The sequence below is a fragment of the Planococcus sp. VCh962 genome (assembly GCF_057748275.1).
This window is the reverse complement of record NZ_JBYLHS010000001.1, coordinates 525,779-549,463: the sequence shown is the minus strand read 5'-3', so window position 1 is coordinate 549,463 and position 23,685 is coordinate 525,779. Positions and strand designations below refer to the sequence as shown.

At 45.2% G+C, this 23,685-nt stretch carries 23 protein-coding genes and 1 riboswitch; of the genes, 9 read left to right on the top strand and 14 right to left on the bottom strand.

Annotated features, from left to right (window positions below; all coding sequences use genetic code 11):
- Window positions 1–357 precede the first annotated feature (357 nt).
- A riboswitch (TPP riboswitch) is annotated at window positions 358–465 on the top strand.
- A gap of 98 nt (window positions 466–563) precedes the next feature.
- From AC3AQ9_RS02870 to AC3AQ9_RS02855, 4 genes are read left to right on the top strand one after another with little or no spacing between them, the layout of a single operon-like run.
- Window positions 564–1,163 carry a YkoF family thiamine/hydroxymethylpyrimidine-binding protein gene (locus tag AC3AQ9_RS02870; RefSeq protein ID WP_488305942.1) on the top strand — a complete coding sequence of 200 codons (600 nt, stop codon included), beginning with the start codon at window positions 564–566 and terminating at the stop codon, window positions 1,161–1,163.
- Window positions 1,156–1,737, top strand: a complete 582-nt coding sequence (locus tag AC3AQ9_RS02865; RefSeq protein WP_488305941.1) for an ECF transporter S component — start codon at window positions 1,156–1,158, stop codon at window positions 1,735–1,737. Before AC3AQ9_RS02870 ends, AC3AQ9_RS02865 begins: the two co-directional genes overlap by 8 nt.
- Window positions 1,730–3,160, top strand: a complete 1,431-nt coding sequence (locus AC3AQ9_RS02860) for an ABC transporter ATP-binding protein (RefSeq protein ID WP_488305940.1) — start codon at window positions 1,730–1,732, stop codon at window positions 3,158–3,160. The genes AC3AQ9_RS02865 and AC3AQ9_RS02860 overlap by 8 nt, the downstream gene beginning before the upstream one ends.
- Entirely contained in the window at window positions 3,141–3,902 is a 762-nt protein-coding gene (locus AC3AQ9_RS02855; RefSeq protein WP_488305939.1) for an energy-coupling factor transporter transmembrane component T family protein, read from the top strand. The genes AC3AQ9_RS02860 and AC3AQ9_RS02855 overlap by 20 nt, the downstream gene beginning before the upstream one ends.
- A gap of 262 nt (window positions 3,903–4,164) precedes the next feature.
- On the opposite strand, the gene AC3AQ9_RS02850 is transcribed toward AC3AQ9_RS02855, so the two are convergent.
- From AC3AQ9_RS02850 to AC3AQ9_RS02835, 4 genes are all read right to left on the bottom strand, one after another.
- The gene (locus AC3AQ9_RS02850) at window positions 4,165–4,986 is read right to left on the bottom strand and encodes a GNAT family N-acetyltransferase (RefSeq protein WP_488305938.1); all 822 of its coding nucleotides are present in this window, start codon (window positions 4,984–4,986) and stop codon (window positions 4,165–4,167) included.
- Window positions 4,987–5,063: 77 nt separating this feature from the next.
- Window positions 5,064–5,486 carry a sporulation protein gene (locus AC3AQ9_RS02845; RefSeq protein ID WP_488305937.1) on the bottom strand — a complete coding sequence of 141 codons (423 nt, stop codon included), beginning with the start codon at window positions 5,484–5,486 and terminating at the stop codon, window positions 5,064–5,066.
- Between the two features lie 62 nt (window positions 5,487–5,548).
- The gene (locus tag AC3AQ9_RS02840; RefSeq protein WP_488305936.1) at window positions 5,549–6,736 is read right to left on the bottom strand and encodes an AI-2E family transporter; all 1,188 of its coding nucleotides are present in this window, start codon (window positions 6,734–6,736) and stop codon (window positions 5,549–5,551) included.
- Between the two features lie 59 nt (window positions 6,737–6,795).
- Window positions 6,796–7,740, bottom strand: coding sequence for an LCP family protein (locus tag AC3AQ9_RS02835; protein ID WP_488305935.1), 945 nt, complete (start codon window positions 7,738–7,740; stop codon window positions 6,796–6,798).
- 148 nt (window positions 7,741–7,888) lie between these two features.
- Here AC3AQ9_RS02835 and msrA point away from each other — a divergent pair, with 148 nt between their 5' ends.
- Entirely contained in the window at window positions 7,889–8,425 is a 537-nt protein-coding gene (msrA, locus tag AC3AQ9_RS02830; RefSeq protein ID WP_488305934.1) for a peptide-methionine (S)-S-oxide reductase MsrA, read from the top strand.
- 175 nt (window positions 8,426–8,600) lie between these two features.
- Here msrA and AC3AQ9_RS02825 read toward each other — a convergent pair whose 3' ends face one another.
- From AC3AQ9_RS02825 to AC3AQ9_RS02815, 3 genes are read right to left on the bottom strand one after another with little or no spacing between them, the layout of a single operon-like run.
- Entirely contained in the window at window positions 8,601–9,320 is a 720-nt protein-coding gene (locus AC3AQ9_RS02825) for a YjjG family noncanonical pyrimidine nucleotidase (RefSeq protein WP_488305933.1), read from the bottom strand.
- A 17-nt stretch (window positions 9,321–9,337) separates the two neighbouring features.
- Window positions 9,338–10,291: a magnesium/cobalt transporter CorA gene (gene corA, locus AC3AQ9_RS02820; RefSeq protein WP_488305932.1), complete on the bottom strand. Its 954-nt coding sequence runs from the start codon at window positions 10,289–10,291 to the stop codon at window positions 9,338–9,340.
- 10 nt (window positions 10,292–10,301) lie between these two features.
- Window positions 10,302–11,465 (bottom strand): MFS transporter, encoded by a 1,164-nt coding sequence (locus tag AC3AQ9_RS02815; RefSeq protein ID WP_488305931.1) that lies wholly within the window; start codon window positions 11,463–11,465, stop codon window positions 10,302–10,304.
- Window positions 11,466–11,553: 88 nt separating this feature from the next.
- On the opposite strand from AC3AQ9_RS02815, the gene AC3AQ9_RS02810 reads away from it, so the two are divergent.
- Window positions 11,554–11,787 carry a protein YuzH gene (locus tag AC3AQ9_RS02810; protein ID WP_224077068.1) on the top strand — a complete coding sequence of 78 codons (234 nt, stop codon included), beginning with the start codon at window positions 11,554–11,556 and terminating at the stop codon, window positions 11,785–11,787.
- A 167-nt stretch (window positions 11,788–11,954) separates the two neighbouring features.
- Window positions 11,955–13,562 (top strand): ABC-F family ATP-binding cassette domain-containing protein, encoded by a 1,608-nt coding sequence (locus AC3AQ9_RS02805; protein ID WP_488305930.1) that lies wholly within the window; start codon window positions 11,955–11,957, stop codon window positions 13,560–13,562.
- Window positions 13,563–13,773: 211 nt separating this feature from the next.
- Here AC3AQ9_RS02805 and AC3AQ9_RS02800 read toward each other — a convergent pair whose 3' ends face one another.
- The 6 genes from AC3AQ9_RS02800 to AC3AQ9_RS02775 all read right to left on the bottom strand — a co-directional run bounded on the left by AC3AQ9_RS02800 (window position 13,774) and on the right by AC3AQ9_RS02775 (window position 19,326).
- Window positions 13,774–14,250, bottom strand: coding sequence for a YkvA family protein (locus AC3AQ9_RS02800; RefSeq protein ID WP_488305929.1), 477 nt, complete (start codon window positions 14,248–14,250; stop codon window positions 13,774–13,776).
- Between the two features lie 149 nt (window positions 14,251–14,399).
- Entirely contained in the window at window positions 14,400–14,546 is a 147-nt protein-coding gene (locus AC3AQ9_RS02795) for a hypothetical protein (RefSeq protein ID WP_488305928.1), read from the bottom strand.
- Between the two features lie 147 nt (window positions 14,547–14,693).
- Complete coding sequence (locus tag AC3AQ9_RS02790; RefSeq protein WP_488305927.1) at window positions 14,694–16,343, bottom strand: M4 family metallopeptidase; 1,650 nt, start codon at window positions 16,341–16,343, stop codon at window positions 14,694–14,696.
- Window positions 16,344–16,709: 366 nt separating this feature from the next.
- Window positions 16,710–18,371 carry a M4 family metallopeptidase gene (locus AC3AQ9_RS02785; RefSeq protein WP_488305926.1) on the bottom strand — a complete coding sequence of 554 codons (1,662 nt, stop codon included), beginning with the start codon at window positions 18,369–18,371 and terminating at the stop codon, window positions 16,710–16,712.
- A 274-nt stretch (window positions 18,372–18,645) separates the two neighbouring features.
- Window positions 18,646–18,846 carry a cold-shock protein gene (locus AC3AQ9_RS02780; protein ID WP_488305925.1) on the bottom strand — a complete coding sequence of 67 codons (201 nt, stop codon included), beginning with the start codon at window positions 18,844–18,846 and terminating at the stop codon, window positions 18,646–18,648.
- A gap of 183 nt (window positions 18,847–19,029) precedes the next feature.
- Window positions 19,030–19,326, bottom strand: a complete 297-nt coding sequence (locus AC3AQ9_RS02775) for a DUF1033 family protein (protein WP_488305924.1) — start codon at window positions 19,324–19,326, stop codon at window positions 19,030–19,032.
- 209 nt (window positions 19,327–19,535) lie between these two features.
- On the opposite strand from AC3AQ9_RS02775, the gene AC3AQ9_RS02770 reads away from it, so the two are divergent.
- Together AC3AQ9_RS02770 and AC3AQ9_RS02765 are read left to right on the top strand one after the other, a co-directional pair.
- Window positions 19,536–20,234 (top strand): 5-bromo-4-chloroindolyl phosphate hydrolysis family protein, encoded by a 699-nt coding sequence (locus AC3AQ9_RS02770; protein ID WP_488305923.1) that lies wholly within the window; start codon window positions 19,536–19,538, stop codon window positions 20,232–20,234.
- A complete protein-coding gene (locus tag AC3AQ9_RS02765; RefSeq protein WP_488305922.1) occupies window positions 20,206–21,381 on the top strand; it encodes a toxic anion resistance protein in 1,176 nt (391 codons plus the stop codon). Before AC3AQ9_RS02770 ends, AC3AQ9_RS02765 begins: the two co-directional genes overlap by 29 nt.
- A gap of 442 nt (window positions 21,382–21,823) precedes the next feature.
- Here AC3AQ9_RS02765 and AC3AQ9_RS02760 read toward each other — a convergent pair whose 3' ends face one another.
- Entirely contained in the window at window positions 21,824–23,677 is a 1,854-nt protein-coding gene (locus AC3AQ9_RS02760) for a vWA domain-containing protein (RefSeq protein ID WP_488305921.1), read from the bottom strand.
- Window positions 23,678–23,685 lie beyond the last annotated feature (8 nt).

The window sequence follows — 23,685 nt, the reverse complement described above, 5'->3', positions numbered from 1 at the left end:
CAGCTTTTGAAATTGTTTTTTTATTTTTTCTTCCTTGTCCATAGGTTTAGATCAGTTAAATTCCTGCCTTCATAAGCCGTTTCCTCATACTGATTCCCCCTTATAATTTATTATTTATCTTTCCTAATAATACGCCAAAATGATGTAAAAGTTTCATGAATATTAAAAAAATAATACATTTTCTTCAGCTTTGTGACTATATAGTTACAATATTTTAGGATTTCTAAATTTTCAGTATAAATTCATAAATAGCCCGGCTGCAAAAACCAAAATCTGAAACTCCTTTACATCCCCCATCCCTTCCGCTACACTAGACCCATCGGGACAAATCCCGGCCACAAACTAACTGCATACCGTTTTCTGCACTGGGGGTGCCCGATTTTCGGCTGAGATGCAAGCGCAAGCTTCGATCCCTTATGACTCGATCCAGGTAATACTGGCGTGAGGAAGTGCGGTGACTTTCCGCAATTGGATCTTTCTTAAATTTAATTGACATGGAATAGTGGCTGCATCTTCACGGATGCAGCTTTTTTTGTGCGAATTTTTAAGGAGGAGAATTTATTATGGAACCATTGCAATGCGGCACGAGCCCGATTGTCGGATTTCGCTTTTCTTTGCATCCGATGACAGGGGATTTTATCCGAGTAATTAAAGGGGCTTTGAACGACACAGATACAGCGAATGTCTGGATGCACACCGATGATGTTTCGACCGTAATCCGCGGCAAGCAAAACCATGTTTTTAATGTGGCGAAAGCGCTCACGCTGCATGCCGCGAAAACCGGTGAGCATGTCGCGCTGTCCGGCACGTTCTCCATCGGCTGTCCGGGAGATACAGCGGGCGATGTGTATTTGGACAAAGACGATGTGCTGCTGAATACCGATGAGACGAAACAATATGTGTCGTCTCAATTCGCGCTGTACCCGATGAACAACCCGGACTATATGGCAGTCATTTACCGTGAAGTGGATCGCGCGAAAGAGCAAGGCGTCTTTAACGAGTCCATGCATTACGCGAGCGGCATCCACGGCGATATCCATGATGTTTTCGCTTTTTACGAAGAAGCATTCACCAATGCCCGCTCGGAACAGCACCGCCACTTGGTGATGACTGTGTCGATGAGCATCAATAGCCCTTCCCATAGAGGTGCCTCCAATGCTTAAATCGTGGAAACTGAAAGAAGTTGTGCTGATGTCACTGTTTGCCATTGTTTTTGGCATTGTCTATTTGCTGTTTGTGCATATCTCGAATATTTGGGCCGGCATCATCGGCCCGCTTGCCTATGAATGGATGTTCGGCATCTGGTTTATCGTTTCCATCATCTGCATGTATATCATCCGCAAACCCGGTGCGGCAGTGCTGTCGGAATCGATGGCTGCTGCGATTGAAGTGCTGCTCGGCAATGCAGTCGGTCCCCGCCTCCTGTTATCCGGCATCATCCAAGGATTAGGTGCGGAAGCGGCTTTTGCGGTGACCGGCTACAAACATTTCAACTTAGCGGTATTGATGCTGGCCGGTGCCGGTTCGGCGGTATTCAGTTTTGTTTACGGCTATTTCATCTCCGGTTATGCAGCACTCGATCCTTCTTTCGTGGCATTGATGTTCACCCTTCGCGTATTGAGCGGCATGATCATTGCCGGTGTCGGAGGCAAGTATTTAACGGATGGCTTGCTTGCGACCGGTTCACTGCGCGGCTACGCCATTGCCCGCGCGAATAAAGGTGATGCGGGTGCATAACCGCGTATTTTCCTTACAAGATGTGAGTTTTCGTTTTCCGGATGATAGAGCGAATACCTTGAACGGCATTTCCTTTCATATTGAACGCGGTGAACGCGTCGTAATTTCCGGCCCGAGCGGCTGCGGAAAAAGCACATTGTTGTATTTGCTGAACCGTTTGTATCCGCTCAATTGTGACGGCATTGCCAGCGGCACTATCCACTTATTCGCCAAAAATGCGGAAGATTACTCACCCGGCGAGATCAACCGCCGGGTGGCCACTGTTTTCCAGGATCCGGATTCGCAGTTCTGCATGCCGACGGTCGAAGAAGAATTGGCGTTTACATTGGAGAATCTGCATGCCCCTTTTGCCGAAATGGATCTGCGCATTGCAGAAGTTTTGCAATTGACCGGCCTTTCCCATCTGCGCCATTCCGTGATTCAGTCGCTGTCCGGCGGCATGAAACAGCGCGTTGCAACCGCTTGTGCATTGATCATGGAACCGGAAGTGCTGCTGCTCGATGAGCCGATTTCCCACCTCGATCCCTATACGGCAAAACAGTTTATCGAATGGCTGGATGAGCTTCAAAAAAACTTCGGTTTGACAATCATAGCTGTCGAACATCGGCTGGATTTATGGGGATCATTTTTCAACCGGGAACTTGCCATGGACATTGGTGGAAAAATCGTTGAGGATAGCGATTTTGTTATGCGGCAGCCGGTTTTATTCCCTGGACGGATTTTTGCAGCCGCTCCGGAAACGGCTTTAACAGCGAACGAGCTCTCGGTGAAGATGAAAGACAAAGAGCTTCTATCGCCCCTATCGTTTAGCACAAAACGGGGCGAAGTGGCGGTCATTGCCGGGCCGAATGGCAGTGGGAAATCGACATTGATGAAAGCTTTATGCGGAATTTACGCTTTATCTGGCGGAACGGTGAAGTCTGATGGGGTCGGCTATGTGCCGCAGTCTCCGGAATACCTGTTTCTCGAGAAAACTGTGGCAGCGGAACTGGCATTTTCCGGCGTTTCATCAGCAAGTGAACTGGAAGAACTGATGGCCCGCTTAAACTTAAAAGAAATTAAAGATGCCCACCCATTCTCAGTCAGCCACGGGCAAAAAAGGCGTATCGCCATCGGTGCCATGCTTGCTGACAAACGGCCGGTCCTCTTAATGGATGAACCGACTTCAGGCCAGGATGCAGCGGCACTATTGGAATTATTCGAGCTGATTACTGAACGTGCCCGTGAAGGGGTGGCGATTTTCATCGTAACGCATGATATGGAGTTTGCAGCTAGCGTTGCTGATTCGGTCCTGCTGATAAAAGATGGACAATTAACCGGAAAATTCAAAGCAGACGAAGTCTGGAACGATGACCAATTGTTGGCTGAACATCGCCTCTTGCCGCCGAAAGGAGTCCAGCGCTATGCGAAATCTTTTGCATGACATGAATCCTTCCGTGAAATTCTTGATTGTTGCGGTTTCGATGCTGGTGATTGCGTTTTTCTTCAATCCTTGGACTCCTCTCTTGTTCTGGGTTGCCGTATTAGTTATGCAAGTACTGATGAGTAAGGTCAATTGGAAAATTTGGGCTCTGTTCATGCTGCCGTTTATGCTTGGCGCATTCGGCTATTTATGGACGGCAATTGTCTTCGGGACAGACACGGGCGGCAGAGTGATTTGGTCATTTGCCTCCCTCGTGGTAACCGCCGAACAACTGGACACCGCTTTATCGCTGGCCTTCCGGGTAATGGCATTTTCAACTTTATCGCTGATGTTTGCCTTCACCACTGATCCGGTTAAATTTATTATGAGCCTGATGCAGCAATTGAAGCTTTCGCCAAAACTGGCTTATGGCATCATGGTTGGCTACCAGTTTTTGCCGGTGATGAAAGAGGAGTTCACGCAGATCCAGCAAGCGCACCGGCTGCGTGGGGCAGACGCGGAAAAGCGTCTATTGCAGCGGATGTTCGGGATGAGCAGGCTGCTCATTCCGATGCTTGCGGGCGCTGTGCGAAAAGCGGAACGCTCAGCGTTCGCCATGGAGGCCCGCGGCTTCACCGGTGAAATGCGGACGGCATATTATAAGCCGGTTAAGGTGAGCCGTTTGGATGTCTGGATGGCCTTGGTGTTTCTGTTGGTGCTGGCTGGCAGCTGCGCTGGCGGCGTCCTGTTGAACCGAATATAAAACTGCTGGCGTCAGGCAAGCAGCCAATGCGGCAGAGCTTCTCGGCAAATCCGGGAGCTCTGTCTTTTTTTATCTAGATTTGACATCTTTAAATGCTTTTTGTTTAAATGCTTTTTGTTTTTTTGCTTTTTTTTTCTTGTTTGCTTTTTTTGATTTTTTAAATTACCCTTATGTAGTTTTCTACATATATTATGGAAAATCTCTTTTACACTTATAAATGAAAACCAAAATAAAAGCATCCGCTTTGTTAGCAGATGCTTGATTAATGGATGGATGGGCTTTTCACGACCGCTTTGTTGTACATCAGTTGGAAGCCATTGCGTTCCATATTTCGGGCGGACGTGGTTTGCGGCTGAGTCGTTACTGTGACATGGCTGCAGCCTTTTGATTTAGCATAGCGCAGCCGCTCTTGAATCAACAGGTTCTGGTATCCCTTGCCCCTGTATGCCTCCACTGTACTGGTTAGAAATAATTCTCCTAGCAAATTGTCTATTGCCAATGTTCCCCCAGCTGCACTTTCACCATTTTCTTTCAACAGAAAGCCTGCATTATTGGAGACTTCCAAAAATGTCCGTGTCGACTCCATCATGGCTTCAGTCACTGTGCTGTCTTTTGAAATGCCTAAAGCAACAGTCCAGGCCCATTCATAAAGATCTTCCCCCGACACTTCTGTGACCGCCACGGTTTCATCTGTTAACCGATTTTCAGCTGGTTGCCATTTTTCAAGTTCCAGCACCCAGACGGCCAAAAAATGGTCGAGTGTATATCGCCGTTCTTGAAGCAGAGCCAGTAACAAGGGATCGCAGAATGGTGTCAGCTCAAACTCGACATGCTCCACTTTCTCTCTCTTTCGAGCAAAATCTTCAATCGTGTTCAAGTCATTTTCCACTAGAACGCCGTCCATGCCGAAGCCGACGCCAAAACAACTGTTGGCTGTGCAGAAAATGTCTCCTTTACCTGGCAAGGGCAGATGTTCCATGGCAGCAGCTGGATTGAATTCTTGCTGTTTCAAGATGTATTCCTTTGTCCCCTTGCTTTTGATGGCTTCTATCCTTCTGGCCAAACTTCTATTGTTCGCTGTCATGCTCATCACGCTCCTAAAAACTTAAAAGGCATTCAAATTGTTGATCAATTTGAATGCCTTTTGTTTTTTACTTCATGCTAGAGGCTGTGCTCTGACCCATAAGAGATTTCGTCTTCATCATGGATGTCTACGCCTTTATCGACATGGACAATCGTCCGTAGAATCAATTTCCCTTTAGGGTTCTGCAAAATCCAGCGTTCATCCGGTACAATTTCAAATTGGTGCATGACGGCTTCTTTTGATTTGACTGAACCGATAAACTCCAATGTCTGTTTGGCGACGATGTTTTCAATTACATCAAAATCGCTGTCTTCGCGATAATCTTCTATTTGTTTTACAACGTTCAGCTCAATGTATTCAATCTCCTGGTCGCTGTTTCCGCCGGTAAAGTAAACCGTGCCGTTCAAGGTTTCACCTTCTTCTAAATGCGGCCTTTCCACGACCGTATTGATTTTTAAAGAACCAATACCGATTGAACTAAGGAATTGTTTGAAATTCATAAAGTGGCACCCTCCAGTATTTGCTAATCCTTCTTTACCACAAGAAAAACTTCTTTAAACCGTTACAGCAATTCGGTGTAATCGTAATGATTGTCCAAATTGACTTCATGTTTATTGTAGCGGCGCTTGAATAATTTGTAGAAATGGGCAACCAGCACTTTGATGATTGCATAAGCCGGAATACCGAAAATGACACCAGCAATACCGAATAGGGATCCTGCTGTAAGCAAAACGAAAATGATGGTGATCGGATGAATGATCATCGTTTTCCCCATAACTTGCGGCGAAATCAAGTTACTTTCAAAAATCTGGACGATGGTCCAGACAATGCCGACCTTCAACAGCATAAATGGCGAGATCACAATCCCGACAATGGCTGCTGGTGCAAAGGCGATTGCCGGTCCGATATACGGAACGATGCTGGTGACGCCAGCCAGGAAACCGAACAGCAATGCGTAATCGAGCTTGATAATCAAGAAGCCGATATACACCATTACACCGATGAAAATCCCTACGATAATTTTGCCTTGTATATATGCGCCAATTTGCCGGTCAGCTTCACGGAAAACTGATTTCGTGTCTTCACGGAATCTCGGAGGCAAAAGCTTCAAGATAAAGGCAGGGAATTTCTCGCCATCTTTCAATAAATAGAACAAGATAAAAGGCACGATGATAATTGATAAAACTACGCCAGTAACTGTGCTGATGAATTCAGTCAGCCTAGACAACAGACTTGTTGCAGTTGTCTGGAATGTTTCGTTAAATGTACTAGGCAGCGTAGTGAGCAGCTCTTCGATATTCAGGCTCGAATTAACATAGTACTCGCCAACATACGAAGTTCTTAAGAATGCATCGACATCTGTCAATAACTGCATAAAATAATCCGGAAACTCCAAAATCAGCCTTTGTGTCTGCTCACGCAAAAACGGCAACACCAGTACGATCAGCAAAGCGGTCAGCCCACTCAATGCTACAAATATGATGACAATTCCCCAAATCCTCGGTATCCGGAAACCTTCCAGCATCCGAAGAACCGGGCGCAGCAAATAATACAGCACCAGCGCCAATATGACCGGCAATAAAATGGTTCTCAAAAATACGAGCAGCGGTTCGAATATGAACGACACTTCCCGGAATATGAAAATAACCAAGCCGATCAGCACCAATGCGATCAAAGTGAATAATAAGTTGGTTCCTCCGAGAAAACGGATAAAGTTTGTCGAGAAAAAAGATTGTTTTTCCGTCTCCATGCCACTCCTACTTTCTATTAATATCGGTATGCCTTAATTTTAGCATATTATCTGACATTTTAATTGAGTGGTTGTGACAAAAATTCTGAAAGGGCTTTTTTGTTTTGTTCCAAATCCAATTCGATAACTGAGCCTGCATGGGAATAGTTTTGGAAGCTATAGCTGTTTTCCACAGGAATGGTCAAGCGCTCCAACTCGCCGCCGCCGCTCATCGCCAATTGGACCGCCAGTTTCACTTGGTCAGAAGTAGAAACGTCGGTTTGGATATAGCCTTGGACCGCTCCGGCGAGTTTCGGATATTTCGGTATTGCCGAAACGCTGATGACTTCATCTTTCAATGCAGCAAGTGCCTGCTGCTGGCGCCGGACACGGCCAAAGTCGCCTTCCTCGTCAGCACGAAAACGCGCATAGCCTAAAAGCTCCTTGCCGTTCAAGTTCTGGACGCCTTGTTCCAATGAGACGCCAATTTTTTCGGACATGTCTTTCTCGACATTTATTTCCACTCCGTTTGGCGCGGCAATATCAACCAATTGCTCAAAATTTGAGAAGTCAATTTGGGCGTAATGATGGATTTCCAATCCGAACATATCACGCAGCGTATCCGCCAGTAAATCCGCACCACCCAAATAATAGGCAGTATTCAATTTATACGATTGATATCCAGGAATATCCGCGTAAATATCACGCATGAATGAAGTCAGCTTCACTTCATCGGTTTCTTTATCGTGCGACAACAGAATCATTGTATCCGATCTGGATTTTTCTTCTCCCCGGGAGTCGACTCCGACGATTAAGATGTTCTGGAATTCTCCATTTTCCGGATCTCCATTAAATTCTACTGGTTGTTGTTCTGTATTTTCGGCTATTTTATATCCGCTTTGAAATTGCAAAAAAGCATAAATTCCTGCAGCCGCAAGCGCGATGAATAGCAGAAGCAAAATACCGCGAAAACGTAAGCGTTTCTTTTTGCGCCGTCTTCTGGTCGGCTGTAATTCTTCTTCCATGTTCTACACATTCCTTTCTAAATGGGGCCTTATATGTGACGATGGTTGGCGTGAAGAAGTTTCTGCTCAATCATTATAAACATTTTTATTGTCGTAAAACAGTGAGGATGGTAAGATTTTTTATTATAGGTGAGAGGAGTCACTCCATATGACAGAAAAAGCGACATTTGCAGGCGGCTGCTTCTGGTGCATGGTCAAGCCGTTCGATCAATTTGACGGCATCGATTGCGTAGTTTCAGGCTATAGCGGAGGCCATGTTGAAAATCCGACTTATGAACAAGTGAAAACTGGAACAACCGGGCATTTGGAAGTGGTGCAAATCACGTTTCAGCCGGATGTTTTCTCCTTTGAACAACTGCTTGAAATTTTCTGGCAGCAAATCGATCCAACGGACAATGATGGCCAGTTCCAGGACCGCGGCTCTCAGTACCGCCCGGCCATTTTCGTACATAACGAAAGACAGCGCCAGCTAGCCGAAGAATCGAAACGTGCATTAGACGCCAGCGGACGCTTTAAAAAGCCTGTCATCACAGAAATTATAGATGCTGCACCTTTTTATCCAGCAGAAGATTATCACCAGGATTTTTATAAGAAGAACCCGGAGCATTATAAAGAAGATCGCGCCGTTTCCGGACGGGACGAATTTCTTGAAGAAATATGGGAGAAAAATGAAGTGACGAACTGAAATAGCTATGTAAAAAATGGCGTGAAACCTAGAAGACGGTTTCACGCCATTTTTTTTGCTAGTTGGGCATAAACAGGGCGCAGTTGGGCATATTTGAGAAAAGTTGGGCATATAGCGGCGCTAGTTGGGCATAAACAGCAAAAGGACAGCCAATCCACGGCTGTCCTCGGTTAAATCATTCTATATTTCCTTTAGTTTTATTGCCATTAATGATTTCTCCAAGCTCCAGCAATTCCTGAATTTCATAGGTTGGGCGGATGCCCGTAGTGTTTTCTTTGCCAAACGGGTTGAACCAGCAAGTGTCGATGCCATAATCCGAACCCCCCTGGATATCTGATGCCAACGAATCGCCGACAATCAGCACACCTTCTTTGCTGGTAAGGCCAAGTTTCTCGAAGGCATAATCAAAAATTCCTTTATGCGGCTTTTGAAAGCCGGTTTCTTCCGAGATGATCAAATGTTCAAATCGGTCGCTGAAAGGTGAATTTTGAATGCGCGATTTCTGCACTTCTCCAAAACCGTTTGTGATGATCGCCAGCCGGCAATCTTCGAGGCTGTTCAGCAATTCTTCCGCACCTGGCATTACATGGGTTTCTTTGCCCAGATTCTCCAAGTACAGCTTTGAAAATGTATCAGCACTGATGTCCAGTTCGTGCTCGAGAAACAACCGCTTAAAGCGCTCGATTCCAAGATCCCGGATGGCTATTCTCCCTTGTTCCAGATCATGCCAGAGCACTTGGCTTATTTTTCGGTAACTGGCATGGGTATCGGAAAAACCTGTCGGCATATTATGCGACATAAAAGTATTATGTAAAGCAGAATGCTCCGATTTCTTAAAATCCAGCAGCGTATCGTCTATATCAAATAAAATCGTTGAATATTTTTTCATGGTCATCATGCCTTTCCTGTTTATTATTCACTGTCGAACCATCCTTTTGAATAGAACCAAGCAAACATTCCCACTCCAAGAAATACCATGACAGTCAGGATGGCGTAATATCCTCCCTTCCACTGAAGTTCTGGCATAAAAGCGAAATTCATGCCATAAATGCCGGCAATGAAGGTCAGCGGCATGAAAATGGTCGTAATTACCGTGAGTGTCTTCATGATATTGTTCATGCGGTAAGAGTTCAGTGAGATGTAGTTATCGCGGATATCGGAAGTCAATTCCCGGTTCGAGTCGATCATATGGCTCAGCTTGATCAAGTGGTCATGGATATCCTGGAAATAAGCCCGTTTATGTTCTTGCAAGATAAAGCGTTTCGATTCCAGGATACGGTAAACCAAGTCCCTGGTAGGAATGACAATTTGGCGCAATTTGAATAAATCCCGGCGCACTGAAAATGTCTTTTCCATAACATTTTTGTCGGCTTTTTTCACCCGGTCGGTGTTTTCGATAACCGCAAGCTGGTCTTCCAGGTCTTCAACCAGCGGGAAAAAGGAATCCACCACTTTATCCATCAATTTATATGTCACTTCCACCGGTTTGAATTGATGGTGCATGCTCGGGTGGCTGAAATAATCCCATGTGATATTCACTTCTTTCAAATCCTGGAAATGGAAAGAAACGATGAAATTATCTGCGATAAAAACGTCGATTTCCTCTGCTTCCAATGACTCCTGGTTTAGGCAGTGAAATACCAGGAAATTCATGTTTTCGTAGTATTCCAGTTTTGGCCGCTGAAGCGAATGGATGCAGTCTTCAATCGCCAGCGGGTGAAAATGGAAATGGCTGCTCAGCAAGCCGATTTCTTCATCTGTCGGATCAATAAAGTCCACCCAATACCATTTCATTTCTTTCAGCGCCTCGAGAGGCGGATTGATGATCATTGTATTTTCTTGGTTGATTGCTTGGATACGGATCATGGTGTTCTCCTTATCTTCTTTTATTCAACAGGAAAGCAAATACTGCAAGCACGGCTAGATATCCTAAAAACAGGATCAAGGTAATCTCATGTGTTCCGTAGCGGTCATAAAGAATGCCGATGGCAAATGGCATGGCGCTTGAAATGACATAGCCCCCTGACTGGATCATTGCGGTCCAGCTATTGACGTCATCAGCCCGGGAGTTTTCATCGAGCGGCATCAATAAGGCAATCGGAAACAAGCCGCCGAGTGTAATGCCAAGGAACACTGCGGCCGGCCAGACCAAAGCTGTCCCCCCTGCCATCAGCAGAATGATTCCGATGGTGCCTGAAATCAATAACACCATGGTCCACAATAGACGGCTTGGAAATTTCTGCAACAACATTGGAATGGACAAATTCCCGAGGAGCTGCACCAAAGACATTACCGTCAAGGCGGCACCTGCTGTTAAGACATCCATGCCTTTGTCGCTGGCAATCGGCGCAAACCATGTGATGAGCGAGAAAAACAGCGCAGACTGGAAAGCGAAAAACAGCAGCATATACCAGGCGCGTCTGTTTTTCCAAGGAGACACGGAAGGCTCCCCTTCCAGGCCCAGCGCTTCATCCGCCGGCTCTTCGATGCGCTGCCAGAGAATCAAGGCCACAATCGCAAGCAAACCCCAGCTTGCCAAAGCCACCGGCCAGTTCAGGATGGTATAAAACACGCCGGTCAGGCCGGATGCCAAAGTGGCGCCTAGCCCCATGCCAAAAGAGTAAACGCCGATCAACGATGCCGTCCGGTTCGGAAAATTGCGTTTGATCATGGCAGACAATAACGGACTGATGATGGCGATTGCCAGTCCGATGAAAAATGCGCTCACGAGCAGCACCGGATATGACGGCACAATGCCTCGGACCAGCGTCAGCGTTCCGATGACAATGATTAAAATGGCAATCGAGCGCTTCATGCCGAACTTCTTATTGAAGCTGACAGCAAACGGCGCAAACAGCCCCATACAAAAAACCGGAACCGAAGTCAGCAGGCTGATCTGGCTATTGGATAATGCCAAGTCGGTCCGGATGGTTTCTAGCAGCGGTCCGATGGATGAAATCGCTGGCCGCAAATTTAATGAAATGAAAAAGATGGCTAGCACCATCAAGCTGAGAGCTGATTTTTTTGATTGAGCAGTCACTGTTCTATTCCTCCTTGGAGATGGATGCAGACAAACTTGTGTTCCCTGGCTTGAGCCATTAAAATGGATGTGAAAGGCGGGCACAAGTATGAAACTCGTAAACTGGAGTTACGCAAAACGATATAATATCAAAGCCATTTTCGACGAATTTCCTCACGTCGTCGTGCTGTTCCGCCAAATTGGCGGCTATTATTTCATCTTTTCAATGAAAGGCTTAACTAAAGAACATATTCCCACACGCAAAGATTACGTACGCATGGAATATCTGCTCAATAAAGACCTCGGTCTGTTAGAAGCGTATAAGGAAAGAAAATACAAATAAGCACATATATCTCCATTTGGGTCAATTGCCAAGCGCATGGAATTGATGATCCCCTCTGATTGAAGTTTCCTTTTATAAGTTTATCCCAGTCTGTAGACGAATGCTATCGATTTTGGCGGCTTTCGTGGTATACTAATCTTATTGTGAAATTTGGGAGGTACGTATAAATGATAGCAGTAAATGATGTAAGCCTTCGCTTTGGCGACCGTAAACTTTTCGAAGATGTGAATATCCAGTTTAACCCGGGAAATTGCTACGGATTGATTGGTGCCAATGGTGCAGGGAAATCAACCTTCATCAAAATTTTATCCGGTGATTTGGAAGCACAAAGCGGCAACGTAACAATGGGATCCGGTGAACGTTTGGCTGTCCTGAAACAGGACCACTTCGAATATGAGGAATACCCTGTTCTTGAAACTGTAATCATGGGACATAAAAAACTGTATGAAATCATGGCAGAAAAAAATGCCATTTACATGAAAGAGGACTTTTCCGATGAAGACGGCATGCGTGCCGCTGAACTGGAAGGCGAATTTGCTGAACTCAACGGTTGGGAAGCGGAATCCGAAGCTGCGATTTTACTTCAAGGCCTTGGCATTTCGGAAGACCTGCACGACAAGAAAATGGCTGAATTATCCGGTTCAGATAAAGTGAAAGTTTTGCTTGCACAAGCCCTATTCGGCAAACCGGACGTTCTTCTTCTGGATGAGCCTACCAACCACTTGGACTTGAATGCCATCAAATGGCTGGAAGAATTCCTGATCAACTTTGAAAACACCGTCATCGTCGTATCGCATGACCGCCACTTTTTAAACAAAGTATGTACGCATATTGCCGACCTTGACTTCGGGAAAATCCAATTGTATGTAGGAAACTACGACTTCTGGTACGAATCTAGCCAATTAGCGACTCGCTTGGCAAGTGACCAAAATGCGAAAAAAGAAGAAAAGATCAAAGAACTTCAAGCGTTTATCGCCCGTTTCTCTGCGAATGCTTCCAAGTCGAAGCAAGCGACGTCACGGAAGAAAATGCTTGATAAAATCGAATTGGACGATATCCGTCCTTCATCCCGAAAATACCCATTCGTCAACTTCACAATCGGCCGTGAAATCGGCAACGATGTGCTGACTGTAAGAGATGTTAGCCAAACCGTTGACGGCAATAAACTATTGAACAACATCAGCTTTAATATGAACAAAGAAGACAAAATCGTCTTGATCGGTGATCCGCTTGCGAAATCGGCGCTTCTCCGCATATTGGCTGAAGAAGACGAGCCGGCTGAAGGTTCAATCCGCTGGGGTGTCACTACTTCACGCGCTTACTTGCCGATCGACAACTCGGCTTACTTCGAAGGCAGTGAACAATCATTGGTGGATTGGCTTCGCCAATATTCTCCTGAAGACGAAAGTGAAACTTTCCTTCGCGGCTTCCTTGGCAGAATGCTGTTCTCCGGCGAAGAAGTGAAGAAGAAACCTTCCGTTCTTTCCGGTGGCGAAAAAGTGCGCTGCATGCTGTCGAAAATGATGCTGTCACACGCCAACGTCCTGCTTTTAGATGAACCGACCAACCACTTGGACTTGGAATCCATCCAAGCTTTGAACAATGGCATGATCGCGTTCAAAGGCGCGATGGTCTTCACTTCACATGACCATCAGTTTATCCAAACGGTTGCCAATCGTGTCATTGAAATTCTTGAAGATGGAACGATTCTCGATAAGCAATTGACTTACGATGAGTTCCTGGAATGGAAAGAAGCACAAGGCATCACTAACTAATAAATTGCATAAATCCCGCATATCCTAATCGGTGTGCGGGATTTTTTTGTTTGCTCCTTGATCTGTTTGATGGCCTGCCTTGTTTGTCCGCAGAATCCAATCTTCTTAATAATTTTTCATGCGAATGATTGTCTGGCCAATTGATCCGAGCTTCTAGTGTTTCTCTCGTTTTCTCACACAAAAAAACCGTGGCAGGAACGCCACGGTTTTTTTATTTCATGAAACGTTTCACTAAACGACCTGCTGGCAACCGGGAAACGAATTTATTGCTGGAATTTGAAATTCCTCGTACCACAGACAATAGTTCGACGTCTCCTGCCCAATGTTCTTCGATGACTTCGATCGGGAACTTGTTCAACAATGTGTTGATGACAAATACTGCAACTACTACGTCATCTAAGAATCCCCCTGGTCCTACAAGGATTTCCGGTAAAAAATCAATTGGCGCAATAAAGTACAAAATCCCGGCTCCGACAGCACTCTTGCTTTTTGTGTCAATGCGGTTGTCGAGCATAAGTTTCGTCAATAAATGGAACAGATCGGGAGCAAAGAGGATATATTGGCCAACTTTGCTTATTGGCCCTGGTTTATTGTCCAGCCACTTTTGTATTTTGCTGCGCAGTTTCTTATAAAAATCCTGTTGTTCTTCTTCGCTCGGAAGCGGTTTTGTTAAATACTCATCGGTCATGGCGATTCCCCCAGTTCATTTTAATAATCTATACCTTTAAGCCTTTTTCATAAAACCCATTTATCTAAAAAATCAACATCACATTGGTTGAGATGTGTTCTTTTCCGGAGTTCCCTTCACCGGTATGAATTTCACTTGCTGACCTTCATTTAGCATGGAAAGTCATCGATATTGGAATGTTCCATATGTGTATAGAACATTTCGTCGTTATCCCCTGGGATATAGCCGAAGTCTTTTTCTTTATCAAATGACACTACATTGCCTGTCAAATCTCCTCCTCCGCTAAAATTACGCATCTAAAAACCTCCTGTGCATTCTTTTTCCAGATGGTGAATTATACCCTTTTGTAGGCGATGTCTAAACAATTGCCGATTTTCGCCTTAAAAAAGAACCGTTCCGGTACGAACGGTTCGCCTAGTTGCTTCTATGGATTATTGCGTCCATCATTTCAATCCAACTGCAGCAAAGGCATCTTTAACGCTTTTCACTTCGTTGCTGTTTGCGCCGTACAGATCGGTGGCTGCTTGGACAGCGGAAGCCTGCAGCTGCCTGAATTTAGTGGTTGGCGTCAAATACTGGGTTAACGTGCGATAAAAGATTTTACCGGTTTTATCATTGCCGATTCCTTTTACGTTGATATTGTAATGTGTTCCGCCATTTGCCAATAAATACGCCGCTTTATTGCTGATGGAAGAATTGATATGAACTCCTCCGAAATCCTCTGTTCCTAAATAACGTTTTGTATAATGGTCGGGCAACCCATTCGCTGTCGGGTCTTTCAATGACCGAAGAGCATCTCCTGCAATGCCTGGAGTAATAATATCCTCGCCTATTGCCCAATCCGGCCGCTTTTGGAATTTATCCTCAACCAGCACTCCAAAAATGTCAGACATTGATTCGTTGATGGCGCCAGAATCATTTGAATAAATCAGCCCGGCTGTCGACTGGGAAACGGCGTGCGTCAGTTCATGCGCTATGACATCGAGCGATCCCGACAAAGGAATGAATTTCGTGCCATCCCCGTCTCCGTACACCATCTGCGTTCCACTCCAAAACGCATTATTGTAATTCTTGCCGTAATGGACTGTCGAAATAAGCGAAGCTCCATTGCCATCAAAGCTATTGCGGTTATGCGCTTTCTTGAAATAGTCAAAGGTCAGGCCAGCATAGACATGGGCATCCACTGCCGCGCCGTCAAATGCTGCGTTGTATTTATCGTCCCGATCCAGCCATAACGTGCCAGGGACATTCGTCAAATTGGCCGCGTTATAAGTGAAAATGCCGTTGCCGCGGGTCCGGTCCACCAAATAAGAACCTGTTGAATTCAGCACGGTGTTCACTTTCTTTTTATCACCGAGCACCCCCGTCCCGACTGATATGGCATCGTTGCCTTGCGGTATGCTTAGCGGCACTGCTTCATGTATTTGATTGTAATATTCAATGACTTGGCCTGTTTGTGCATCAATAAAATAATGAAAGTTTCCAGGTTCTGGCACTAAAAATTCATATTGAGAATGGTAAGCGAGTTTTGCTGTTCCCTCATCCATAAAAACCACCAACTCCGGTTTTTTCTCATTAGTGATTTTGGGAGGCTGTGCAAGGTTTTTTTCTAGGCTGCCAAGAGCAATTGCCGATGCTTTGGCAGCAGTTAAAACTGCGCCGTCCTTTAGCGCTTCTGTTTCAGCTAAATCAGGCACCAATTCACCCGAAACCGACGTCAGCACTCCGTTCGCGTCGATATGCGCGGAAAGAACCGAGCCATAAACCGGGATGCCGTTGAACATTTGCTGAAGCTTTACATTGGTCATGCCAAGTTCATCTTTCAATTCACTGATTTTGTTGAATTCTTGTGACTCGTTTTCCCCAAGGCCGTAAAGATTTTCCTTTTCCGCTAAAAAGGAATATACAATATCCGCTGCTCCTTTTTGTGAAGATAGAGTCAGGCTGCCGGCAATGAAGCTTGGGGTATCACTTTCCGGGCTCAAATAGACTTGTTCAGTTATGCCTTTATCAGGCGCTGCATAAACAGAACCCGAAGCTACAAACAATAAGGCGGCAGATAATCCGATGCTGCACATGCTCTGCTTTTTCATTTTCCTCCGCTCCTTTACGTGCTGTCAGAGATTGGTTGTTATGTCCATCTTAACCATCTGATTATTCAGAATAAATAGGTTTCAGTATGTGTTTTACCCTCCGGCTTACAGGTGTTTGGACCTGTTTTGAACTATGTATGGAAAAAGGGCCCTGTCAGGATAATGAGGTGCCACTAGAGAAAGGGAAAATGGCTTAAAACGACTCACTAATCGATATTCCACTAAACAACTACGCTTGCCGCAGGCGAGGAAGATTAAGGCCCTTTTGCGGAAAGCGTTCGCCCTGATGCGTAAGGAATAGAAAGAAGTTTATGTCTTAAAATGAAAAAAACCGCTCACAAGGAGCGGTTCTTCTCTTTAATCTATTCAGTTCACACCTACAGCATTGAACGCTGCTTTAACGCTTGCCACTTCAGCACTTGTGGAGCCGTATAAATCCGTGGCCGCTTGGATGGTCGAAACACGGTAATGGCTGTAATTGGAACTTGGCGTCAAATATTGAGTCAACGTGCGATAGAAGATTTCCCCTGTTTTGGCGTTGCCGATTCCTGTTACTTGCACGCCGTAATGTGTGCCGCCGTTAGCCAGTAAATAAGCGGCTTTGTTGCTGATCCCGGAGTTGATGTGAACACCGCCATTATCGCTGGTGCCCACGTAGCGTTTGGAATAATGATCGGGATCGCCATTTAAGGTCGGCTCCGCCATCGAACGAAGAGCATCTCCTTTGACTGCCGGAGTATAAATATCTTCCCCGATCAGCCAGTCCGGGTTGTTATTGAAATGGTATTCGACCAAAGTTCCAAAAATATCCGAAATCGATTCATTGATGGCACCGGATTCGTTTTGGTAAATAAGATCGGCAGTTGTATCTGTCACGGCATGCGTCAGTTCATGGGCGATGACATCAAGGCCACCGGAAAGCGGGATGAATGTCGAGCCGTCCCCGTCGCCATAGACCATTTGGGAACCGTTCCAGAACGCATTGTTATAGCTGCGGCCATAATGGACCGTTGAGATCAATTGCGCCCCGTTGCCGTCATAACTGTTCCGGTTATGGGTATTTTTATAATAATCGAAGGTCTGCCCGGCATAGACATGGGCATCCACTGCCGCTCCGTCATAAGCTGCATGATATGCATTGTCTGCATCCAGCCACAGTGTCCCTGGAGTTCTCGTGCGGTTGGCAGCGTCATAAGTGAAAATTCCGTTGCCGCGTGTCCGGTCAACTAAATATGAGCCATTGCTGTTGACCAAGGTGTTCAAGGTTTTGGTATCCCCCAGCACCCCTTTGCCAGCTGCAGTTGAATTAGTTCCTGAAGGAGCGGTTACACCGGCTGCAGGTTTCGCTTCATGGATCTGGTTATAGGCTTGCAGCACTTCTCCACTTTTTGCATCAATAAAGTATTGGTAGTTACCAGGCGATGGCGCTAAAAATTCAAACTGCGTGCTATAAGCGTATTTGGCAGTTCCTTGGTCCATATACACAACCAATTCAGGAGTTTCCTGATGATCGAGCTCTGGTGACTGCCCCAGTTTTGTTTTCAAATCCGCCAGTGCTATAGCCGTTGCTTCTTTGCTTTTCAGCTTGAAACCATTTTTCAGTTCAAACTGTTTTGTCAGTTCGGGGACCAGCCCGCCTGATACGGACGCCAGCACCCCGTTTTCATCTATATGTGCTGAAATTACTGAACCGAATACCGGAACGCCTTTATGCATTTGCTGGAGCTTCAAATTGGTAAAACCCAGTTCGTCTTTCTTTTCGCTGACGACTTTGAATTGTGCTTTCACGTCTTTGCCGATCTGGTAAAGCTCATCTTTTTCGGACAAATAGCGATAAACAATTTCCTGGGCAGATTTTTTAGAAGGCATGGTCAATTTCCCTGCAACAAAGTCGGTTGCTTTGCTTTTCTGGTTTACGTGCACTTTTTCAGAGACGGCATTATTTGGTGTCGCGTAAACGGAAGCGGAAGCAGCGGATAACGCTAATGCTGCAGCTAAACTTAAAGTCAGTAATTTCTTTGATTTCATCGGTTTTCACTCCTTTAATATGCCGTCACTGTCAGACGGTTTATTAAAGGATAACTGTTTCATTATTCTGAAGATATAGGCTTCTATATCTGTTTTTATTTTCCTTAAATTATGTTAATTTACATTCTGTTGAATGAATTTTCTAAAACTTTAAAGGCGACCTCTATCATTTAGACTGTTCGATGATATTTTTTTGCTGCATATTTTTTGGCCGTAATAAAATATCTTGCCACGAAAAAAAAAGACCCGCTCAGCAATGAGCGGGTCTTGGAGATTAAATTTTGTTTACATTTGTAGCCTGAGGTCCGCGGTTGCCTTCCTCTACTTCAAACTCGACTTTTTGTCCTTCATCAAGCGTTTTAAAGCCTTCGCCTTGAATCGCTGAGAAGTGAACGAATACATCATCTCCGCCTTCTACTTCGATAAATCCAAATCCTTTTTCTGAGTTAAACCATTTTACTGTACCTTGTTGCATGTGTAAAAACCTCCTGGGATTAAAAAAATTTTCAATATGGAATTTTTCCATAAAAAAATTCACATATTCAAAAAAGTACCATCACTTGCTGATCACTTTTTTGAATAGGTGAATAGCTTTTTGTGGTGTAATCTTTAGTTCGTAAGTCTATTATAACAATTATAACTGATAAGTCAAATAAATCTAAAAACTTTTTATAGGCGATTTGTTATAAAACCATAAGAGCCCGTGATAAATTTGCATGTCTTCATCACAATCTTCACAGTAAGCCAAATCATCTTCATTCCAAAAAGCGGTCGCTGCTTCGCTTTTCGATTTTTGGCAAGAAAAATTCTGCGACAAAGTTTGCTTCATCTCTTCGAAATAAGCAAGTGCTTCATCATAATTGCTGAATTCCTTACGGGTGACAATGTCTTTTTCCCATCCGTTGAATAGCCACCAAGGCTCTTCAAAACCTGTTATATAAAAAATTTCGTGCATTTGGCTCAACTCCATTTCTTCCTACTATGCATTTTCCCAAAACTGTGTAAATATGTCTAGCAAATTGACTGCCTTTTTTCTGACAGTTCCAATGTTTGTATTGCTTTCTTATTCCCTGTAAAATAAGAAAGAGACAAAGGAATCAACTGAAACTTTTTGTAATCTTTATCGTATATATGTAAAGAGCAGCAGTGAAGGAGGACAGTTTCATGAAGCCTTTTGAAAAATTCATCCAACGGCAGACCATCAGCTTGCCTTTAATGACAGTCATGTTCCCAGTGCTGTATATGGGAGCGGAAATTGGACTGATCGCTTCAGGAGCAGTGGCCGCCGGAACTTATCTTGCCAGCAACTCAACCATCAAACGTGTACAACACTCATCAGACTCCAAAAAACTTGGCATGACCCGGAGTGAATATAGAAATGTGCGTAACCAAATTAAAGAAGCCAAATTAAAGATCAAGCAATTGCAAAAGAATTCTTACCAAGTGCGATCAATTGCTGCTTTTAAGCAATTAATGAATATGGCGAAAGTCGCCAATAAAATTGTTATCCATGTACAGCAAAATCCCCGCAAGTTTTATCTGGCAGAACCGTTTTTTTATTCGCATCTTGAATCTGCAGTGGAATTGACGCAGAAATACGCTTTGCTTGTCGGGCAGCCGATAAAAGACCGGGAATTGAAAGTAGCCCTTCAGGACACGCGTGAAACACTTCATTTGATGAATGATGTTATCGAACGCGACCTTAAGAAAGTGCTGTCAACCGATGTAGAACAACTGCGAATGGAACTGGATTATGCCCGCTTGACTGTTGATCAGCATAATAATCAAAAATTGCTGGAACAACCCTTAACTGACAATGAAGGAGACGTGGAACATGACAGAAAATCGATCGAATCAAAGTGAACTTGACGATCTGCTCGGCAATCCATTTGGCATGGAGCCCGTAAAGCAGGAAGTTAATCTCGCCAAAACCGACGGACAGCCGGTAGCTTTAATGGAACGGTTGACGAAAGATGAGCAGGAAAAAGCGCGTGAACTTGCTAAACAGATTCCAGCAGGTAATTATGAAGCTATTTTAACATATGGAGCAAACGCGCAAAACCAGCTGAGCCAATTTTCACATAAGATGCTGGATCATGTTCAATCCAAGGATATCGGCCCTGTCGGAGATGTTTTAAATGACCTTATGAAAAAATTGCAAGAGCTTAACCCGGAAGAATTGTCGCAAAGCAAACGTTCGGGCCTACGGAAATTATTCGCCAAAGCAAAATATTCCGTTCAGGAAATGATGACAAAATATCAAAAGCTAAGCACTCAAGTGGACCGCATCAGCATTCAGCTGGACCACTCAAAACGCGGACTTCTGGAAGACGTTCAAATGCTTGAGCAATTATACGATCAGAACAAGACCTATTTCCAAGCATTGAATGTCTATATTGCCGCAGCTGAGCTGAAACGTGACGAAATTTTAAATGAAACCATCCCAGCGCTTCGCCGTCGGGCTGAACAGTCGAATGACCAAATGGCCTACCAGGAAGTCAATGATATGGCACAGTTTCTGGACCGTCTCGAAAAACGCTTATACGATTTGCAATTATCGCGCCAAATCACCATCCAAAGCGCACCGCAAATCCGGATGATCCAACAGACCAACCAGACGCTGGCTGAAAAAATTCAATCGTCGATTATGACTTCGATTCCTTTATGGAAAAACCAGATCGCGATCGCTTTGACGTTAAACCGCCAGATGAAAGCGGTTGAAGCCCAGAAGCAAGTAACCGCTACAACAAACGAGCTATTGCTCAAAAACTCCGAGATGCTGAAAGTGAACTCCATTGAAACCGCTAAAGAAAACGAACGCGGTATCGTAGAAATCGAGACACTGAAACAAACTCAGGAAAATTTATTGAATACGATTGAAGAAACTTTGCGCATCCAAGCGGAAGGACGCAAAAACCGCAAAGCCGCTGAACTTGAAATCGGCCGCATGGAAGAAGATTTGAAACAGCGATTGCTGTCAATCCAAGATGACCGTGAAGGCCGCGCATGATTTATTAAACCCCGGAAGCTCAATAGCTTCCGGGGTTTTTTGTGGTTATTTTGCTGGAAGTGGAATGCTTTTTGGCGTTTGGACAGTATTTTTATCCGTGCGGACAGTATTGTACCGGTCCCGGATAGTATTTCCGCTCGAGCGGACAGTATTGCAGCAAACCAGGACAGTAAATTCGTTATACCGGAACATTCAGCTCCCTATCTATCCGAAGGCATTATTGGAAAAGCCCTCCGTGCATGCACGGAGGGCTCCTTGGCTGGTTTTCGCGCTGCGAAAGCCAGCCGCTTTGGCAGCGACGGCCCATGAAATGGGCTGTTGCTGTTTCATAATCGTATTTTTGCAGTTATTGATCATATTTTCTTCGTAACCGGACGTATTTCTGCAGTTGCCGGCCATATTTTTCCGGCTGCTGGTCGTATTTTGAAAACAATCCCGGCGCTTACCCGGACTGGATGACCAAATGCAAGGTCCGTTTCAATAGCCGCAGTGTCTGCTCGACAAAATGCTCCAGCGAGTCGGCACTGACTGATTTATTGCCATACATCATGCGGTAAAATGCAGCTTGTTCATCCGTCGTCGGTTCACTGCTCAAAAACAGGTGCAGCACTTCGATGCCTTGCTTTTTCGCCTCGGAAACCGCGTTTGCCGTGTCGATGACACCATTCTCCGCGTAGTTATAAGCAGAAGGCTCTCCATCGGAAAACACCAGCATAAACCGGTGCTTTTCCGTTCTTCTACTGACCCGGTCCGTCATCCAGCGAATCGCAAAGCCGTCGCGGTTGTCTTCATGCGCTTCCATCGAGACGATTTCCTGTGCGTGGTCCCGGTTGCCGTCTTCCAGTTTATGCATCCATTCGAAATAATTCGGCTGAGATGCATCACTTGCTTCATAAGCATCCTCATAAAACATCACAATATCATGCGGTATGTTCAAACCTCTCAGCACATCATGGAACAGCAGCACCGCTTGCTTGGTCTCATCCAGTTTATCAATCATCGAGGCAGAGCCGTCAATCAACAGGCAGAAGACTGCATCCAATTCTTTTGAAGGCGCGGTTTTACGGTAAAACGGTTTTGGCCGTTCGTCGATTATCAGAGGCAGCAGATTCCGGGACAGTCTTCCGGCATTGAGGTTGTGACGGACGTCCTGCCGGCGCTGAGTCATGCGCTTTTTCAACTCCCGAAGCAATGCCCGCACATACGGAGCTTGTTTTCGGCGCCAGTCCTCTATGTTTGCCCGCTGATCTTGCTGCACTTGTATTCTTTTCTCGGTGTAGACGACTTGGTCATTTGCCGAACCGAATTTGCCGCTGGCTTGTTTAGCTGCTTTTTCCATTTGGCGATCTGTAGCATCGTTGTCTTCCTGATGGTCGCCACGCGAATCGCCTCTTCCAGTTTGCTGGATTTCTCCAGTTCCTTCCTCTTCCCTGCCGCCTTCTGCATAGCTGGAATCACCGCGCTCCAGTTCAAACTCCATCGCCGGCGCTTCGGATATTTCCGTTTCCCGATGCCAGGATTGAAACCATTCTTCAATCGTTTCAATTTCTTCTTCCTGGTCCCGCTGTTCCGATTCAATGCCTTTGTGATAGCGGTAAGGCGGGATAGTTTCGATTGATTCGCCGAATGTATAATAATTAAGGATCATATCTGCTTCAAGCAGAAACTCCAAACGCGGCAGCATGTTTTCCACTACTGCAGCGCACTCACGGGTGGATTTCGCATCATAAACCCTTGACCAGATAAAGAACAGTGGTTCGTATCCTTCGCTGTCTGGAACTTCTTCGCCTCTTAACTGCAGAAAAGCTGCGTTTAAAAAGGCATCCGCCAAAAATCCTTTTTGCTTGTTCTGCTTATAGCGGTCCCTATGATAATCCCGATAAGTGCTTTCACGGACGGCAAATGCCTCTGCCGTTCCCGGACGCTCTTTAGTGATCTTTTCAATCAGCCGGAATTCCTCGGCACATAACAGTAGCTGCTCTTTTAAATTCGGCAGTTCAGTGGATGCCTGTTTAAAGTTTGCCCAATCCTGGATATTGAAGTGACGCCAATATCCAGCACCCAGGAGATAAATATCCGAAAGATAACCGTTTCGTTCAATATGCTGTGGCCGGTGACGCCAAAATACACTGATCGAAACCGACGATTCCGATGGGCGAAACTCGATTAATTGCCTGGTTGTCACTTTCAAATAAGGCGCATCTGCCAAAGCTCCGGTCAGCATTTCCATTTGATGCAGCATCTTCGTATTAATGGTTTCATTATTAAATTGAATAAAGCGATTGACTGAAGCCATTTCCTTCA